Source organism: Acetobacter farinalis, from assembly GCF_011516935.1.
GTDB classification, from domain to species: Bacteria; Pseudomonadota; Alphaproteobacteria; order Acetobacterales; family Acetobacteraceae; genus Acetobacter; species Acetobacter farinalis.
The window spans coordinates 16,109-33,616 of sequence record NZ_WOTF01000021.1; the positions used below are offsets into that span (position 1 = coordinate 16,109).

17 protein-coding genes are annotated in these 17,508 nt (G+C 53.7%); 8 read left to right on the plus strand and 9 right to left on the minus strand.

Annotated elements, in window-relative coordinates:
• Positions 1-132: 132 nt before the first annotated feature.
• The 3 genes from GOB82_RS11470 to GOB82_RS11480 all read right to left on the minus strand — a co-directional run bounded on the left by GOB82_RS11470 (position 133) and on the right by GOB82_RS11480 (position 3,449).
• Entirely contained in the window at positions 133-816 is a 684-nt protein-coding gene (locus tag GOB82_RS11470; protein WP_166123211.1) for a YoaK family protein, read from the minus strand.
• Positions 816-2,078, minus strand: coding sequence for a cation:proton antiporter (locus GOB82_RS11475; protein WP_166123213.1), 1,263 nt, complete (start codon positions 2,076-2,078; stop codon positions 816-818). The genes GOB82_RS11470 and GOB82_RS11475 overlap by 1 nt, the downstream gene beginning before the upstream one ends.
• Positions 2,079-2,198: 120 nt before the next feature.
• A complete protein-coding gene (locus tag GOB82_RS11480) occupies positions 2,199-3,449 on the minus strand; it encodes a hypothetical protein (protein WP_166123215.1) in 1,251 nt (416 codons plus the stop codon).
• A gap of 3 nt (positions 3,450-3,452) precedes the next feature.
• Between GOB82_RS11480 and GOB82_RS11485 the strand changes: the two genes are divergently transcribed.
• A complete protein-coding gene (locus GOB82_RS11485; RefSeq protein ID WP_166123217.1) occupies positions 3,453-3,590 on the plus strand; it encodes a hypothetical protein in 138 nt (45 codons plus the stop codon).
• A gap of 32 nt (positions 3,591-3,622) precedes the next feature.
• On the opposite strand, the gene GOB82_RS13690 is transcribed toward GOB82_RS11485, so the two are convergent.
• A complete protein-coding gene (locus GOB82_RS13690) occupies positions 3,623-4,024 on the minus strand; it encodes a MobC family plasmid mobilization relaxosome protein (protein ID WP_408742529.1) in 402 nt (133 codons plus the stop codon).
• A 311-nt stretch (positions 4,025-4,335) separates the two neighbouring features.
• On the opposite strand from GOB82_RS13690, the gene GOB82_RS11495 reads away from it, so the two are divergent.
• Both GOB82_RS11495 and GOB82_RS11500 read left to right on the plus strand, forming a co-directional pair.
• Complete coding sequence (locus GOB82_RS11495) at positions 4,336-4,533, plus strand: AbrB/MazE/SpoVT family DNA-binding domain-containing protein (protein WP_166123221.1); 198 nt, start codon at positions 4,336-4,338, stop codon at positions 4,531-4,533.
• Positions 4,533-4,934, plus strand: a complete 402-nt coding sequence (locus tag GOB82_RS11500; RefSeq protein WP_166123223.1) for a PIN domain-containing protein — start codon at positions 4,533-4,535, stop codon at positions 4,932-4,934. The genes GOB82_RS11495 and GOB82_RS11500 overlap by 1 nt, the downstream gene beginning before the upstream one ends.
• Before the next feature lie 61 nt (positions 4,935-4,995).
• Here the strand turns inward: GOB82_RS11500 and GOB82_RS11505 are convergent, their stop codons facing one another.
• Genes GOB82_RS11505 through GOB82_RS11525 form a run of 5 tightly spaced genes read right to left on the minus strand, consistent with a single transcriptional unit; the run spans position 4,996 to position 11,783 of the window.
• Positions 4,996-8,175: a type I restriction endonuclease subunit R gene (locus GOB82_RS11505; protein ID WP_166123225.1), complete on the minus strand. Its 3,180-nt coding sequence runs from the start codon at positions 8,173-8,175 to the stop codon at positions 4,996-4,998.
• Positions 8,172-9,455, minus strand: coding sequence for a restriction endonuclease subunit S (locus tag GOB82_RS11510; RefSeq protein ID WP_166123227.1), 1,284 nt, complete (start codon positions 9,453-9,455; stop codon positions 8,172-8,174). Before GOB82_RS11510 ends, GOB82_RS11505 begins: the two co-directional genes overlap by 4 nt.
• Positions 9,452-9,772 (minus strand): nucleotidyltransferase domain-containing protein, encoded by a 321-nt coding sequence (locus GOB82_RS11515; RefSeq protein ID WP_166123229.1) that lies wholly within the window; start codon positions 9,770-9,772, stop codon positions 9,452-9,454. The genes GOB82_RS11510 and GOB82_RS11515 overlap by 4 nt, the downstream gene beginning before the upstream one ends.
• Entirely contained in the window at positions 9,769-10,170 is a 402-nt protein-coding gene (locus GOB82_RS11520) for a nucleotidyltransferase substrate binding protein (protein WP_166123231.1), read from the minus strand. Before GOB82_RS11520 ends, GOB82_RS11515 begins: the two co-directional genes overlap by 4 nt.
• Positions 10,170-11,783, minus strand: coding sequence for a class I SAM-dependent DNA methyltransferase (locus tag GOB82_RS11525; RefSeq protein ID WP_166123233.1), 1,614 nt, complete (start codon positions 11,781-11,783; stop codon positions 10,170-10,172). Before GOB82_RS11525 ends, GOB82_RS11520 begins: the two co-directional genes overlap by 1 nt.
• Positions 11,784-12,168: 385 nt before the next feature.
• Between GOB82_RS11525 and GOB82_RS11530 the strand changes: the two genes are divergently transcribed.
• The 5 genes from GOB82_RS11530 (at position 12,169) to GOB82_RS13475 (ending at position 17,444) form a co-directional block, all read left to right on the plus strand.
• Positions 12,169-13,788, plus strand: a complete 1,620-nt coding sequence (locus GOB82_RS11530; protein WP_166123235.1) for a DUF6538 domain-containing protein — start codon at positions 12,169-12,171, stop codon at positions 13,786-13,788.
• Between the two features lie 174 nt (positions 13,789-13,962).
• Positions 13,963-14,484 (plus strand): hypothetical protein, encoded by a 522-nt coding sequence (locus GOB82_RS11535; protein WP_166123237.1) that lies wholly within the window; start codon positions 13,963-13,965, stop codon positions 14,482-14,484.
• A gap of 30 nt (positions 14,485-14,514) precedes the next feature.
• Complete coding sequence (locus tag GOB82_RS11540) at positions 14,515-15,117, plus strand: superoxide dismutase (RefSeq protein ID WP_194300475.1); 603 nt, start codon at positions 14,515-14,517, stop codon at positions 15,115-15,117.
• A gap of 271 nt (positions 15,118-15,388) precedes the next feature.
• Positions 15,389-15,775, plus strand: a complete 387-nt coding sequence (locus GOB82_RS11545; RefSeq protein ID WP_166123239.1) for a MobC family plasmid mobilization relaxosome protein — start codon at positions 15,389-15,391, stop codon at positions 15,773-15,775.
• Between the two features lie 67 nt (positions 15,776-15,842).
• Positions 15,843-17,444 (plus strand): hypothetical protein, encoded by a 1,602-nt coding sequence (locus tag GOB82_RS13475; RefSeq protein WP_242007379.1) that lies wholly within the window; start codon positions 15,843-15,845, stop codon positions 17,442-17,444.
• Positions 17,445-17,508 lie beyond the last annotated feature (64 nt).

Below are 17,508 nucleotides of genomic sequence, written 5' to 3' on the forward strand. Positions count from 1 at the left end.
ATATAAAGGCGACATTGGGGGGGAAGCTGAATGTCGGCTGTCAGGCATGAAAATCTGACCTGACCGAGAGGCAGATTCGCATCATAAACGCGTTACGTCCTGCGTCTGATCCTGACCTGTCAGACAGGGTGTTCAATTATCGTCCTGCCCGGAACGCTCCGTTTTCCAGATATCCCGGTATAGAAAGACAAGGAAAGGGACGGGCCAGAGGAACGGAAAACTACCGTGCAGGGCCAGCCCCGTAGCGGCGGCCATCACGCCTGCCAGAAAAGCCCCCCACGAAAGTAGCGGCAGAAAAATGCTTCCTGCGATAGGGCGAATGTTCCTGTCCGGCGCAATCCATGACGCCATCCATTCCGCAATTCCCGATGCGGCTTTTAACAGGTTTGTCGTCACGACGATCGTGGGCATGGGCGTGCCGGAGAATTTCCCGATCGTTTCGCCCTGCACGGCCAGAAGTGCCGGAAGCACGAGAAATTCTCCCCAGTAACGCAGGGACGATCCCTGAACCGCCTGCGCCAGAACCATGAAGATCGTCATGACCATGACCCCGCAAGCTGGCGACCATAACAGCCGCATCAGGCTGGCCAGAATAGCGGCAAGAAAAAATACGCCCAGCACACCCATCAGAAGCAGGCCGTGCTGCCAGTTCCCACTGATAAACGAGGCGCCCATATGCGTGGTATTGCCGGTCATCGCGCCGGCAAAGACACCGCTCAGATCGACGAAACTCAGGGCATCCACATAGCCTGCGACAAGCCCGAGAATGAGAACCCGCCGGGCGGAAATCGAGACGGGAAGAAGGGAAGACGGCATTACTGCGGCCGGGAGACGATTGACGGATAGAGCCTGCGGGCGACCCGCTCCATGGTCAGCCCCTGCACGATGATGGTGAACACCACGACACCGTAACAGACAGGCAGCAGCAGATCACGTAGGTCTCCGTGCGGCAGGCCAAGCGCCAGAGAAACCGAGATGCCGCCACGCAGGCCGCCCCATGTCAGGATGCCGATGACACGGCCCCGCTCCCACTGCCGGAGATGAACCGGCAGGGTGGAGAACAGCACACTCAATGCCCGCACGGCAATGGACAGCGGGATCACGGCAAGCGTCGCCAGAACCGTGAACAGATGCGGCGTGATCTCCAGTATTTCAAAGCCGATGAGCATGAACAGCAGGACGTTCAGCACTTCGTCAATCAGCGTCCATGCAATGTCGAGTTCCTTGCGCGATACTTCATCGAAAATGGAATGGCTGTAGCTGGTTCCGAAGCAGAGACCGGCCACGACGACGGCAATCGCACCGGACATCCCCAACTGATTGGCGATGCTGAAGGTTCCGGTCGCCAGAGCCAGCGAGGTCAGCAGATCAATATGCGGGTCACGCTGTCCCTTGAGCACACGAAGAGCAATCCACCCGCTTATCGCTCCAAGAAGACCACCACCGAGCGCTTCGCGGCAGAAGCTCATGGCAATCTCAGAAGCGCCCACCCCTTGACTGTCTCCAGTCGCCAGACCGATCGTCACACCGAAAATGACGACGCCCACGCCGTCATTGAACAGGCTCTCGCCCGCAAAGACGGCCTGTAGCGGTCCTGGCAGTCCCAGACGTTTCAGCATTCCCACGACCGAAACCGGGTCTGTCGGAGCGAGGATAGCGCCGAGCACGATGCACCATGTAAAGGGAACGGCATGGCCCAGCAGCGGGAAAACACACCACGCCGCGACCGCCAGAAACGCCACGGCCAGAACGGTTCCCAGAATGGAGAGAGCGGTCACAGATATCAGCTTTGCTCGCAGATACCCGACATCCACCTGCATGGCTCCCGCAAAAAGCAGCAGCGACAGGGCACCGTTCAGAAGTGCCGCAGGCAGATTGATCGCGCCGAGTACAGACCGTGGGAGAGCCTGAAGGTCATAGGCCGGGATCAGAGGGTTCAGGATCATGACCAGAAGCGAGGTCAGCAATGAGAAGACCAGAACGCCGATCGTGACAGGAACACGCAACGTATGGTGGTTGAGAATGCTGAAGCCTGCCGAGAGCGTCAGGAGTAGAGCAAGAAGGCTGATGGTATCCATGGCCTCACCGCTGACTGCTCAGGCTCCTTACGTCAAGAAAAACCGAAAATAGTCCGCTATTCGAGAAGCTTAACCGGGCATTGAATGACAAAAATGAAGGCGTAAGCAGCCATCACGTATTCATATCTCCCTGTCACCTCTACTGCTCTGCTGCCGGTCGGGCGCTTGTTCTGCCTGAAGCGATCTTCCTGAGACTGACTGCTTCTGCCCTTCCAACAGTCCCACCGCCCGCTGAAACTGCCCGTCTTCCATGGCCTGACGCACTGCTAAATTTTGCGACACAAGGCAGCCTCGAAGCGACCGCCTCTGTTTCAGGGCTGCCTGAACATCAGCCTGCTCAAAATGTGCTCTCACGGCCTCCTGACGCTTTTGCGCGCGCGTCTGTGCCTCTTTTTCAATCCACTGCCTCGCTTCCTGCGCGGTCAACGGCGGTATTTCCACTTTCTTGCCAAATAAAAACTCCAGAAAACGCATAATCAGAGCTGCCAGTAATTCAGCCAATATCTCTGCATCCGTCCTTTTTTCCAGCCGCTGTACCTCCCGCAGATACGGGCGCGCCAGCAACTCGGCACGACACTCCGAACGTTTCCACGGCGGACGGATTATATCCGCCAGTTCTTCCATATATGTCTTGTATGCAGGTGTTTCAGGTAACGGAGGCAAGAGTTCCGGCTTAATGCGCCGTCGTTTGCGCAGAGTAGCAGGCATGGGTCTGTCCTGCTCCTCCATCAACTCTTCCAGGTCCTGTCGTCGCAAGCGCAAAACCCTGTGCAGGGCTAGATGATAACCTTCACTATTCTCAATCAGCCATACGCCGGGTTTGTCGCCCGACTTGACCTGATACCCCTTATCTCCGGCACGCTCGACAAACGTCTGTAACACATAGCCCGCCTCCTGCCAGAGCCGCCTGAGTTCCGCCCGCATGGCGGGTAGCACTGAATGACCCGCCCGCCTTTTTGTAGTCTGGTGTGCCGCGTCCGTAAATGTCGCTTGGAGCGGCACCTCCTCCCCCCAGAAAGCCTGCTTGAGACGAGCGGCGGCCTGTTTCATCTCGGCAACTGGTGAGGCATCCAGATACTGGATCACCTGGTCATTATGCTTGCCTGACGTCAGGGGATGCTCCCATGCCAGTTCACATAACCGCGCGACCTTTTCATTCCGCATTCTCATGAAGCGGGAACTCAGAACCCTTTGGGTTTCCAGACACTCGGCAAAGACCAGATGGCGATGTCGTTCAAACCCCAGCCCATCCGCCCGTGGCTTTTGATGTTCCACAATCACCAGAGGCGCTTCCGCGCCAAACTCCCGTTGATATCCGGTCTGACATGCTTCAAACTGTTCAGGGGTAATTTCCAGCTCCGGATTGAGCATGACATGGCGCAATCCATACTGGCCCCCACGACTGGCTGCATCCAGAACAGCCTGATTGAGATTGAACTTCTGCCCCCGGATAATCCGGACCTCTTCGTTCTCATCCGTACGCATCAGATGTCGCCACAAACCATGCCATGAATCCGCAGCCTTGATCCGCGTGGCTTTGATGATCATGTCCGTATCTTTCGCAGGAGCTTGCGCAGACGGGCAGTGTGGGTATTCACCTCTGCCAGTGCCTCATGAATGTCCGACGGAACCACTGATCCACCCCCGTTCAAAGTGTGAGCAATCTGGTTGAGGTTATTACCAATCCCGGATAACTGACGCGCCAGAGCCTGCATCTCAATGGCAAGCTTCCCGTGCTCCCCACCCGTTCCAAGAGAGGCCAGCATGAGGTCACGCATCCAGCATGACATCGTCATGTTGTCCGCCCCTGCCGCGACCTTGATCTTCTCATACTCAATTCTGGATAAACGAATACGTAGGTCATGATGACGCCCCTCCGTTCTGGCGGACTGTCTTTTAGGTCGCCTCTGGCGAACCTGAGCAGGCGCTGTTTGAGACATGAGCATCCTCCACAACAACAAGGGGGTCCACGGGGGAAGGCACTGCTTTCCCCCTGGTCAGTTTGCCAATCAGTAGACACAACGTGTCCGCTGGTTGGCACGGCTGGCTCAAATATAAATGAGATCGTTGCATGGAACGTAAAGGGCACATCAACCATGATGCATAGAACCTTGCCTAGAACCTATCCCTCCACCCGAAATTCGTCGCACATTGGTGCCAAAATGCGCATAACTCTCTTCAGGCGGAGACCTGAATCTTCTTGCATACAGAGATAGTCATATTGTAATTTTGTATATCCATTATCTAGGAGGGTCTCATGCACGTTTCCAAATGGGGTAACAGTCTGGCTGTGCGCATCCCCTCACACATCGTCAAGCAACTTGGCCTTCAGGAAGGCGACAATGTGGATGCTGTTTTCACACGCATGAAGTCCAAGGAAGAAGCCCTGCGTTCCCTGAAAGAGATTGGCAAGAAGCTACCCTCCAGCTTCCGCTTTGAACGCCCTGAAGAGTGATGTCTTTCTTTTTGGATACCAACATCCTGCTCTATGCCATGATGGAAGACGGTACGAAAAAAGCCGAAATTGCTGACAGTCTTCTGCTTCAACACGACTGCCATATTTCTGTTCAGACATTGAACGAAGCAACACACACGCTCAGGCGAAAAACCAAACTTCCCCTTGATGATATCAAGACCCTGATCGCTGATTTTCGGGGACTGGTCACAATCCACCCCATTACCGAAGCAGTCTACAGCCGAGGATGGGCGATTATCGAACGCTACGGGTTTCAAACCTATGACGCCATGATCGTAGCCTGCGCCCTGGAAAACGGGTTTGAAACCCTATTATCCGAGGATATGCAGGATGGTCAGAAAGTTTTTGACATGGTGACGATCTCCAACCCGTTTGCGTAATCAGACCGCCAAACTGAACAAAACAGTCACAAAGGGGGCAGGTTATCCGTCCTCATGACTTTCACGCCTGCTCCGACCAGATCGGTGCGAACTGCTCCGCCTGACGTAGGATGTGCTGCACGGCTTCGTCCTGCATATCCGGCGGGTATCCATAATGGCGAAGCAGGCGTTTGACTGCGATGCGCATTCTAGCCCGAGCCTGAGCCATGACCGTCCAGTCCACGGTTGCGTTCTCCCGAATGGTTTTCACCAGTGCTGTGGCGATAACCCGCAGGCTGGGGTCTCCCATGGCGTCCTTGGCGCTCTGGTTCTGGGCCAGTGCGTCATAGAAAGCGATTTCTTCCTGTGTCAGACCCAGTTCCTCGCCACGGTCGCGGGCGGACGCCATGTCACGGGCCATGCGGATGAGTTCATCCAGTATCTGGGCGGATGTCAGGGCATTGGCATGGTAGCGGGCGACAGCCTGTTCCAGCCGTTGTGAGAAGGCTTCGGCTTCCGTGATGTTGGTGCGCGTTCGGCTGCGTATCTGGCCTTCCAGCAGTTTTTTGAGCGCTTCAATGGCCAGATTGCGCTGGGGCATTTCCCGCACTTCTTGCAAGAAGGCGTCCGAGAGGATGGAAATATCAGGCTTTCCAACGCCTGCTGCTTCCATGATGTCGATAATATCAGTTGAGACGACCGCTTTGCTGACCAGTTGCTTGATGGCCAGCTCGCGTTCCTGCGCACTGCGTCCATCGGTGCCCGTGCTTACGCTCTTGACCAGAGCCGCCCTGACCGCCTCGAAAAACCCGATTTCATCGCGCAGTCTGGCAGCTTCATCACTGGCAGAAGCCAGCGCAAAGGCAATCGAGAGCGCCTTGACGGCATCCGGGTAGCGTTTCTGAGCGGCTTTACGGTCTTCATCGTTTTTGGCTGTTGCCATAGCCCGCTGCTGCTGGCCCAGAATATGGTCAAGCGCTCCCGCCATGATGGACAGCTTGGCCTTCGGTGTCGCGCCGTCCTGCAAGGCCGGGTGGTAGTCAAACCCGCCTGCCTGATCGGGATTGAACATGGCCCGCACAACTTCGTAGCGTTCCTGCAAGGCGCGGATGGCCTCGTCCTCATCAATGCCGACCTGTTCGCGGTCTCCAGCGGAGTATTCGCCCAGAGCCGCCTTCAGGTTCTGGGCAAGGCCGATATAGTCCACCACCAGACCACCGGGTTTGCCTTTGAACACGCGGTTGACGCGGGCAATAGCCTGCATAAGCCCGTGGCCGCGCATTGGCTTGTCCACATACATGGTGTGCATGGAAGGCACGTCAAAACCCGTCAGCCACATGTCGCGCACAATAACCAGCCTGAGCGGGTCGTTATTGTCCTTCATGCGCTTTGCCAGTAGTTCACGCCGTGCCTTGGACTTCTTGCCGATATGGGGCTGGAACTCGGCAGGATCAGACGAACTGCCGGTCATCACCACCTTGATGGCCCCTGCATTGTCGTCATCACTATGCCATGCGGGGCGCAGGCGGATGATCTCGTTATAGAGCGCCACACAGATGGTGCGGCTCATGCCCACAATCATGCCTTTGCCCTCAAGAGCGGTGAGGCGGTTTTCAAAGTGGCTTACAAGGTCTTCGGCTATCCGGCGCAGGCGCGGTTCTGAGCCGACCAGCGCTTCCACCCGCGAGTATTTCTGGCTGAGCCTGTGCTCCTCGTTTTCGGAAAGTCCTTCGATAATACCGGCTAATTCGTCGTCCAGTTCTTCCTTGAGGTCTTCATCCAGTTCAATGCGCACAAGGCGGCTTTCGTAATAGATGGGCACGGTTGCGCCATCCTCGACCGCCTGGGCGATATCGTAAATGTCGATGTAATCGCCAAAAATACCGCGTGTGTTCACATCGGCATTTTCAATGGGTGTGCCGGTAAAGCCTATGAAGGAGGCATTGGGCAGGGCGTCGCGCAGGTATTTGGCAAACCCGTAGGTCATTTTGCCGGTCTTGGGGTTAAACTTGGCTTCCAGCCCATACTGGCTGCGGTGCGCCTCATCCGCCATCACCACCACATTGCGTCGGTCGGTCAGCATGGGCAGGCTGGTTTCGCCGTCTTCGGGCTGGAACTTCTGCAAGGTGGTAAAGATGACGCCGCCCGAGGTGCGCCGGAGGAGTTTCTGCAAGTCCTCCCGGCTGTCTGCCTGTTCCGGTGTCTGGCGCAACAGAGCCTGTGCGCCCGAGAAGGTGGCGAAGAGCTGGTCGTCCAGATCATTGCGGTCTGTCAGCACAATGATGGTGGGGTTTTCCATCTCCGGGTGGCGGGCAATCACGCCAGCATAGAACGCCATGAGCAGGCTCTTGCCTGACCCCTGCGTGTGCCAGACGACACCCACCTTGCGGTCTCCCTCCGGGGCGGAGGCCCGCACAGTCTGCGCCACGGCCTTTCGGCAGGCATGGAACTGGTGGTAGCCCGCCAGAATTTTGATGGGGCTGCCGTTCTTCTCGCCAAACAGCACAAAGTCACGGATCAGGCCCAGAAACCAGTGTGGGGTGAACACGCCCCGCAGGACGGTCTCCATTTCCTCATGGTTTTTGGCGATCAGCTCTTCGCCGTTGACCGTGCGCCATGGCATGAAGCGGTCACGGTCGGCGGTCAGGGAGCCAATGCGGGCCTCGGTACCATCCGAAATCATCAGGGCTTCATTGAAGCGGAACAGCGAGGGAATAAGGCTGCGATAGGTCTGGAACTGGTTCCAGGCTGAATCCAGCGTAGCGTTCTCGGAACTGGGGCTTTTGAGTTCAATCACCCCAAGCGGCATACCGTTGATGAACAGCACCAGGTCTGGCCTGCGGTTGGCTTCGTCCTTTTCAATGACGAACTGGCGCACAACTAGAAAGTCATTGTTTTCCGGGTTTTCAAAATCCAGCAGACGGACCCGATCGCCAGACTGTGTGCCATCCTCGCGCACGACATCCACCGGCACGCCATTGACCAGATAGTCATGCAGGCGGCGGTTTTCGTCCACATGATCGGGCGTGTCTTCGCGCATCAGGGCCAGCAGGGCTTCATCGCGTGAGGCTTGGGGCAGGTGCGGGTTCAGCCGGTCTATGGCGGCACGGAGGCGCTTTTCCAGCACAACGTCCGATAACGAGGCGCGCTCGGGCTTTTTGCCACCGGGGGCAATATCTGGCCCCCAGACAACGGTGTAGCCACATTCGCGCAAAATATCGCAGGCCCAGTCTTCGATCTCGTTTTCGGACAGAAAGCTCATGCCGCGTCTTCCACCATCTTTTCGGCATCCCGGATGCTGATTTCGCCTGACATGAGCTTGGGGAGGAGGAGGTCTCGGAGTTGGGCAAGCTTCTGCATTTCTATTTCATTGGTGAGAATTTTATTAAATAAAGGCTCAACTGCCGTCCTGAAATGAAAATTTATACGTTCTGAGGAAAACATGAACGGTATAGAGTTCATGTTTTTCTGGGATAATTTTGGTTGTACTGCCCCTGTAATATAGGGTTCTACTAATATATGGGAGAAATGAAGAAGGAGGTGTTCTGTTGCAACACCATTATCGCCCTGCAAAACATGAGCATGATTATTGACCCATATTTTCCCATGTACGTACTGGGTTACAGAATATCCTGATTTTGTTTGCACTGTCCCGTCTTCGCCGATAAGAAGATATGTACCATCGAAGATATAGTCATCAATGTAATCGACTATAGATGCTGCCCCGTAGTATGGGTATTTGCCTTGTCGTATTCTTCGTTGTGCAGATGAAAGTGGAACACGACGGGAATCTAGATTTTTGATATAATTTCCAGTTGGTTGCAGCTCCCACCCCTCAGGCTTCCCCTCATCATCCAGCCTGTCGGGAAAGAGTTCCCACAGTTCTGGAGCGAGGTAAGGGACTTCTCCGGCCATTTTTGCCCGTGTCGGGCCAAAATCGACAAACCAGTCCCGAAACAACGCCCGCGCCATGGCTTCCAGCGTTTCGTTCGTCCGGCGGTTGAGGTCGATTTTGTCGTCGAGAGAGCCGAGAATGGAGGCAATCACGCTTTGTTTAAAGATGGTCGGGAGTGTAACCTCCATGGAAAGAATTTGGTTGGGAGATAAGTTGGCTTGCCCTCCAGAGCTTGTAGCTATGGATATAAAATATTCTTGATAAAGCATTTGGCTAAGCAAATAGCCCATGTAATTTGCACAAGCTAAAGTGGGTGACCTAAATCTTAAGGCTCCTACTCTTTGGTTAATTAGCATTTTTTCATTTTTATTGAATCTACAAACTTTTCCTACCCATGTATCAGGATTACCGTCATGACGATTGCCAGACATGGAAATGAGAAGGTCATCTGGCCTTGTAACTTTATTTGGCTTTAATTTCAGGAATATTGATTCAACATAAGAAAATTCATCATCCTTAAAATGTCCCGCTTTAATGTTTTTTATTTTTATGACGGGAGTTCCGGTAGCTTTGAACTCACTGCTTTTGAATGCATATCCATTTTCAATATAAAATATTTCACCAAGAGTGTAGGTTCTAAAAGTCATAACACACCAAAATAATTATTCTTTATGATATGATTTATACAAATTTTCTTACGAAAATCTGCATCGACTTGTGCCCAATCAAGAACATCCACTTTCCACGGCAGTTCTGACTCTGAGAAAGCTTCTTCCAACCGTGCTCGCGTTCCCAAGGACAAAGGTTCATCACCCATAATCGCCAGATCGAGATCAGAAAATGGCTTGGCCTTGCCTGTCACGCGCGAGCCAAACGCCCGCACTTCACGGTCAGGCACAATCTCGTTGAGTATCCGCAGCACAATGGCCCGCTCTTCGGGCGTTATGTCGATCTGCCCTGTCACGCTGTGCGCTCTTTCAGCGTGATCAGCAGAAACTCGGCTTCTGCGATAAAGTCCGGAATGTTGGCCACAACCTGTCTGGCTGTGGCCTCGTTGTAAGTATGGCTGGTCAGGTTACGCATTTTGCGAAACACGCTCCATTGCGGCCATGCGCTTTTGAGCAGTCCGGCTTCGTTGGCGGAGCGGATCATGTCCGGAAAGCCCATGCGATCATAGTCCTCGGGAGAGGCAGAATTGGCTTCCAGAAAGCGTTTCAGGGTTTTGTGGCTGAGTTCATAGGTAAACTCGAAACGCTGGATCAGGCCGTCCCGCAACTGCTCATCGTCTGGCTGGGCAAGGTGACGTGTCCAGCCTTCTTTCAGGCGGTCGAGTGCGCGTTCCAGTGGAGTGAGATAGAGCATTACGCACTCTCCTTCTGCACGATCAGCTTCAGGGAGGTGGTAATTTTCGCGTTTAGTTCTTCACCCTGCGCAAACTGCTCTTTCAGGGTCTTTTCAAGGGCTGCGAAGCGTTCAGTGAATGGCACATTGTCTTCCTCGGCTTCCTCTGCCCCCACGTAGCGGCCCGGGGTCAGCACAAAGCTGTGTTGCTCCACTTCGTCCAGTGTGGCGGATTTGCAGAAGCCCGGACTATCCTCATATGTGCCTGCGCCCTTTTCTCCACGCCATGCGTGGTAGGTGTCGGCAATGCGGGCTACGTCCTCGTCCGTCAGTTCCCGGCGGGTACGGTCAACGAGCTTGCCCAGCTTGCGGGCGTCAATAAACAGGATTTCTCCGCGCCGGTCTCGCCAGCCCTTTTGCGCCTTGGTGCGGGTGAGGAACCACAGGCAGGCCGGAATCTGGGTGGAATAGAAAAGCTGACCGGGCAGGGCCACCATGCAGTCCACCACATCGGCTTCCACCATCCGGCGGCGGATTTCGCCCTCACTGTTCTGGTTGGAGGACATGGAGCCATTGGCCAGCACCACGCCAGCGGTACCGTCGGGAGCCAGATGCCACAGGATATGCTGGAGCCACGCATAGTTGGCATTGCCCGCAGGCGGCTTACCATACTGCCAGCGCGGGTCTTCCTCCAAGGACGCATTCCACCAGTCCGAGATGTTAAAGGGCGGGTTGGCCAGAATATAGTCAAAGCGCAGGTCTTTCAGCTCATCGCGCAAAAAGCTGCCTTCATTGTTCCAGCGGATATCCGCGCCAATGCCGCGCACGGCAAGGTTCATGCGGGCCAGACGCCATGTGGTGTGGTTGCTCTCCTGTCCGTAAATGGCAATATCGCCCAGCTTGCCACCACGGGTTTCCACAAAGCGTTCGGACTGCACGAACATGCCGCCAGAACCACAGCACGGGTCATACACCCGGCCCTTATAGGGTTCGAGCATGGAAACCAGCGTGCGCACTACGCTGGATGGCGTGTAGAACTCCCCCCCACGCTTGCCTTCGGCTCCGGCAAAACCACCAAGGAAGTATTCATACACCCGGCCCAGCACGTCCCGCGCCTTGTCGTCCGTATCGCCCATGCCGATGTCGGAGATCAGGTCGATCAACTCGCCCAGCATCACGCTATCAAGGGCAGGCCGTCCGTAATTATTGGGCAGCACACCCTTGAGCTGTTCCGGGTTGGCTTTTTCAATAGCCAACATGGCCTCATCAATGAGTTTGCCGATGCTGGAGGACCGGGCATTGTCCCTGAGGTGAGACCAGCGGGCGGTCTCAGGCACCCAGAAGATGTTTTCAGCCAGATATTCGTCCGGGTCTTCAGCTGCTGCCGGGTCGTCCAGCATCAGTTCAGCATGGCGCGCTTCAAAGGCGGTGGAGATGTAGCGCAGGAAGATCAAACCAAGGGCCACATGCTTGTAATCTGAAGGCTCCAGGTTCTTGCGCAGCTTGTCAGCCGCCAGAAACATCTGCTGCTCAAAGCCCAGTGTCGCAGTCGCTGCCTTGGACTTGCCCGTCTTTGTGGTTTTCTTGGGAGCTGGGGCAGCATCAGGGTTTTTGCGAGGGCGACCGCGGGGCATGGAAAGAAGCCTTACATTACAAACAAAACAGACTTCGCAGTTTGGCCTATTCCATTCGCCTGGTCGAGTGTTTCAGGCGGAAAGAGAAATCACCATACGGTATTGCAGCATTCAGACTGAAAACCCCGCCACCATGACATACTGACTTAATGCTTGACGTGCGGGCACTACCCGCATGTTCGCTATGCAAGTGCAGCGCTTGTTTCTCCCAGAAAATCCGCCATTATCGCTACCAGCATACACACAACGAAGTATGTTGGTTGATTGCGGTGCGGGTTCGAGTCCCGCAGTTCGCACCACTAACCTATTGAAATATAACAGTAAAATGAGAATTTGGCGGGTCTGCGGGATTTTCCCGTTTGTCTTCCCAGAACGGGAAACGCAGATGCTCCGACTCATTGGGTCTCATTACCACTTTCGGCGCGCAGTCCCGCAGGCCGTGCAAGCCTGCCTCGGCAGAACCGAAATCTCCCTTTCCCTGCAAACTCAGAGTAAGCTCATTGCCCGTGAACGGGCAGCGGCCCTCTATGCGTCCACGGGCGCACTGTTTGAAAGAGCAAGGATGATGGACGAAAAGCCTGACACTGATCTGATGAAAGAGCTGCTGACTATTCAGGCTCAGACAATCAGGGATCAGGAAGAAACACTTGCCCTTGCCGAAACGTGCCACGCCCTTGACCGCAAAATCCGCGACGCCACCCATAACATGGCACTGCTAGAAAGAATTGGAAGCGAAAACGCCTTCCTCGATGAAAGCTCAAAAAAGATACGCGAGATCGGCCAGCGCTTTGACAGTCTGCGTCAGCAGCTCACCACTGGCATTGCCCTGAGCAAACAGGAAAAGAAAATGCTCAAGGCGGAAGCTGACCGTCTGTCTGGCATGATCGTTGGTATCCAGAGCCGTCAGCCTGTGCATCTTGCCCAGCCTACTCCTCAGATACCAACCCCATTCGTGCAGGAAGAGCGCAAGCCCGCCCCAAAAGCCTCCTCGCCTCTTCTCTCGACCATGGCTGAACGCTTCATTTATTCCGACAGGACAAAGAGTGCTGACACCATAAAGGGCACTCAGAAGACTATTGACCTGTTTGTTGAAGCTTTTGGCGACATGCCTGTGCGACAGATTACGGGCAACATGGCGGGGGAGTTTTTTGACCTGCTCTCATCCCTGCCCGCGACACATGGAAAAGGGAAAACCACCCTTCCCTTGCGCGTTGTTATTGCACAGGCTCAGGAACGAGGCCTGGAAACAGTTGGTGGGAAAACCGTTAAAAACCATTTCTCTCGGCTGTCTGCATTATGGGGACATCTGGTCAAACGCGATTTTGTCGACAAGAATCCATGGTCCGGCTGGGACTTCAATGTCACCAAGAAGATTGTCCGCAGAGGATGGACAGATGGTGAGCTTGCCTTGCTTGCCAACACTCATTGGTCAGGGACTTCGGTTTCCCATCGAACATGGGCTGGCATCATCACGATCGGTATGTTTAGCGGCATGCGGTTAGGTGAAATCTGCAATTTACGAAGACAGGATATTGAGTTGATCGACGGTGTTCCTTGCTTCCATGTACGCCCACATCCTGAAGATGATTGGTCACCAAAAACAGCAGCAGGAACGCGCATCATTCCCGTTCATTCAAGTCTGCTCCAAATGAAAGACTTGAACCTGCTTGAGGATAATGGTGAGAAATACCTCTTTCCTGATCTGACCATTTCTACTTCTGGCGAGAGAGGCGATAATTTTGCCCGCTCGTTTTCAAAGCACAAAAAACGACTTGGTCTTCCCGATGCTGTGACGTTCCATTCTTTCCGTCATACGGTCAGCACGAAACTCAGAAACCAAGAGGCGCACATTAGAGAATTATGGATTGATACTGTGCTCGGGCATGAAGCCAGTCATAAATCTCAAGGCACCATGAACTATACGAGCGGAATTGAGGTCGCTAATCTTCAACAAGTGATCGAAGCCCTTCACTATCCTGAAGAATGCATTCAATCTGTTTGGTGAGGCAGGATCAATATCCAAACAATCATCTCCATCATTAAAAAGCAGATCACCGTACCCTCGGTGATCTGCCCATGCGCCACGCAATGTGAACACATTCCATGATATAGCATATTGCATACTATGATGTTTATGCTATTTTCCTCGTGATACGGTAATAGATAAGGCGAGAAAAGGGTGCTCTCCACCGGCCCGACCACCCCATCTGAACGCATGTGGCAAGAAGACACACGGCAGGCCAATCACGCCTTCACCCTTGGCCATCTGAAGAAAGCCGAACAAGGCTATGAGGCGTCCCTCACCACAGCAACAACATTTTTTGATACATTCAAAGTATCAGGGCAGCATCTTTCTTCACCTGTGATCTTGACCATTTCCTATCTTAATTTTGCAGATTTTTTCAAAAAACAGGGTGACTTGAAAAAGTCCCTCTCCTTTCTGAAAAGCGCCTGCACAGCACTTATTCAGGCATCGTCTCTGCCGACATTACCTTTGGAAGCCCGTCTGGCCTGCGTCGAACAACTTCCATCCATCGTCAGCCTTCTGACCGACTATCCAGATGCTCTCTTTGACCATCATCACGACAGGGATGATCTCATTACGCACGCCAGAGCCACTGCGCTCAGAGTGTATCAGATTGCAGGTTACATGCCCCCCACAAGCCCGACATCAGAACCTGTAAAGACCTACAACGCATAAGATGCGGGCCAACAGAAAGAGCAAACCATTATGTTTCAGTTACCAGAGCTCCCTTATGCCATGGATGCTCTTGCCCCTTATATGTCAGCAGAAACACTCGAATATCATCATGGGAAACATCATAAGGCCTATGTCGACAAACTGAATGAACTGACGACCAGCGAGGAATTCAAAGGGTTATCTCTTGAAGACATTATTCGTCGTTCTTCAAAGGACCAGACACAAAAAGTGTTGTTCAACCAGGCTGGCCAGCACTGGAACCATTCGTTTTTCTGGAAAAGCATGAAAGCCAAGGGAGGAGGTTTCATTCCCGGCTCTCTTGAAAAACAACTGATTGCAGACTTTGGTTCTCTGGACCAATTTAAAAGCGACTTCAAAACAGCCTGTGTTTCCCAATTTGGGAGTGGCTGGGGATGGCTGGTTCATGATGGCGAAAAATTGGCCATAACTAAAACGGCAAATGCAGACACTCCCCTTGTCCATGGACATACCGCTCTTCTAACCTGTGATGTCTGGGAGCACGCTTACTACATCGACTATCGTAATATGCGCCCCAAATATGTGGATGCCTTTCTGGCTGATCTGGTTGATTGGGAACGCGTTGCCGATCTCTACGAACAAGCAGCGTCCTAAAAAAGTCATACCCTAAATACATTTCCTTCTGGCTCTGTCTTTCCTACGAAGACAGAGCCAGACCTTTAAGAACCATAAGGTTTACAAACAACACTTTTGATCTATTCCAATAGATCATCGTCATTTAAAAAACACCCAAAACAAAAACAGGAAATCGGGTATCTCAATAGGTTATCTTTAAGAGGAGCCAGCAGTGCTGAATGGCTACCCATTCAGCACCTGGCAAGGGGGAATACTTCCCCCGTTGACCCCCTTTAAGGAGAACCTTGTTATGCCTGCATCTCGAACTTCTCGTCTCTCTGTCAGAGCCAGCCCTGCTGAACTCACACTTTGGAGCCATATCGCGCGCAGCCATGGTCATGTGACCACGTCTGACTGGATACGCTCTCTGCTGACTTCCGCTGAGTTCTCGGGGGATGATGGTCCATCCATTTCGGACGAACTCCGCAGACTACGCACCCAGCTTTCACGCGTTGGCAACAATCTCAATCAGCTTGCTCACTCTGCAAATTGTGGCGATGCCGTCCATTGCCGTTCTGTGCTGGGCGACATCGAAACCCTGATCCATCGGCTCGACCGCATTCTGTCACGATCTCGCAAAAAGCCTTCCAGAAGAATAGCCCGTCGCACGTGCGACACGACTGTAACCCTGCATTGATTGCCTGTGACCATGCGTCATGATCGTCAAAGAAAGCAGAATTAAAACACGCAGTGGTGCGGGGGCTTTGAGTCATCATGTCCTGCATGGCGCGAAAAATGAAGCCATTCGCGTACTGGCTGGATCAGACTGGCTGATGCGCGACCATATGCAGGAGGCAAAACGTGAGGGTCTGAGCTATGGTTTACGCCATATTGCTTTTAACCCAGCACAAGCTATGAGTGATACCCAGCTTGCTGAGTTCGCTGGTCGCCTCTGTCAGGAACTCAAAGCTGATCCCAGTCATATGACCCTCATCATCCACCAGAAAGACGGATTGACGCATGGGCATCTGATCCTGCCGGAATGGCAAGGAGATCATGTGCTCAGCAGCCGGTTTAGCTGGATGCGCCTTGAGAAAGTCGCCCGACTGGAAGAAATACGACTGGGCCATGCTCTGGTACCCGGCAGACATGATAAGGCCATTGCAAAAGCCCTCCACAAGCAGGAATACCATCATGAAGCCGAACAGGTTGAATCGCTTATCCCCCCTTCCGATGATCTCAAACCCCGCGCAGCCTATACAGCACAGGCGAGACGGATCGCGGAACGGCAGGGTGTTGATCTGGCTACCCGGAAAACACTGGTGGCGAACCTCTGGTCTCACTCTGATGGGCTGAAATCCTTCCGCGCAGCACTGAAAGAGCATGGCCTGACAATGCGCGAGGGAGACAGGAAAGACACCAGACCGGGAGCACACATCATTGAAGACGAGAACGGCACGCTCATTGGAAGTTTCACCCGTCTGACCAAAGTCAGAATGGCAGAGTTCCGCAAACTGCTTGCAGAAGAAAATACTCCCAGACAGAAGCCAGCCCTCATCCGACGCCCCAAGAGAAGCAAGCTCCAGCAAGACCTCTATCGCAAACGGGTTGCGGATGTGGACCGACCTGTTCGTTCCCCTCAGGCTGCCCCTCACATTGGCCCGATTATCAGAACTGTGGAAGAAGCCCGCCTGCGACGTCTGCTTTTAAACGCCCTGCATGACAGACAGGCCATCCTTGACCAGCAGGCTCCTGCCATGAAGCGTCCTCTGCCAGACAAAGAGGTTATTTTGGCACAATGGCGGAAGAACGTTCAGCCTTACGAAAAACAACTGAGAAACGCCTATGATCGCTATTGCGCAGCAAAGACGGCGTCCGAGAAAGCCGAGAAAAGCGTCTGGCAGCGACTGAGTGGAAAGCACAGACGCCTGAAAAAGCAGTTTGACCAGACCGCATTGGATTTTCTGGAAGTGCTCCGGTTTGCCGTTCAGGGACTGCTCTTCATTGTTGGCCTGAGATCACGTCCGCCTGATCCGGTACGCCCTGTTCTGACTGAACGGAACAGACCCAGGCTGGAGCGCATCAAGACACACTATGATGCGGAATTCGCCGCTCTGGCCAACCCGAAAAAACGCGAGGAATGGCTGAGCAAGCAGTTTGATACACAAAGCCGGGCACGTCAGAGGCTGATTTACGACTGGAATGAAAAACACCGCCCTGCCAAGGAACAGGCCCGTCGCGACATGTCCCTGTTTCGGTCTCTGCTTGATAGCAAGCCGTTTTCTGCTGAGCGGGCGAATCTCACAAAACTAGCATCACAGATGGAGGGTTCGAAAAACCCCCTGGTTTTGAGAGCTGCTCTGTGATTCCATTTCCCTTGAGTTGATTGGGGGCATGGATCATGAAGCAGACTGGTTTCTTTGATGTTGA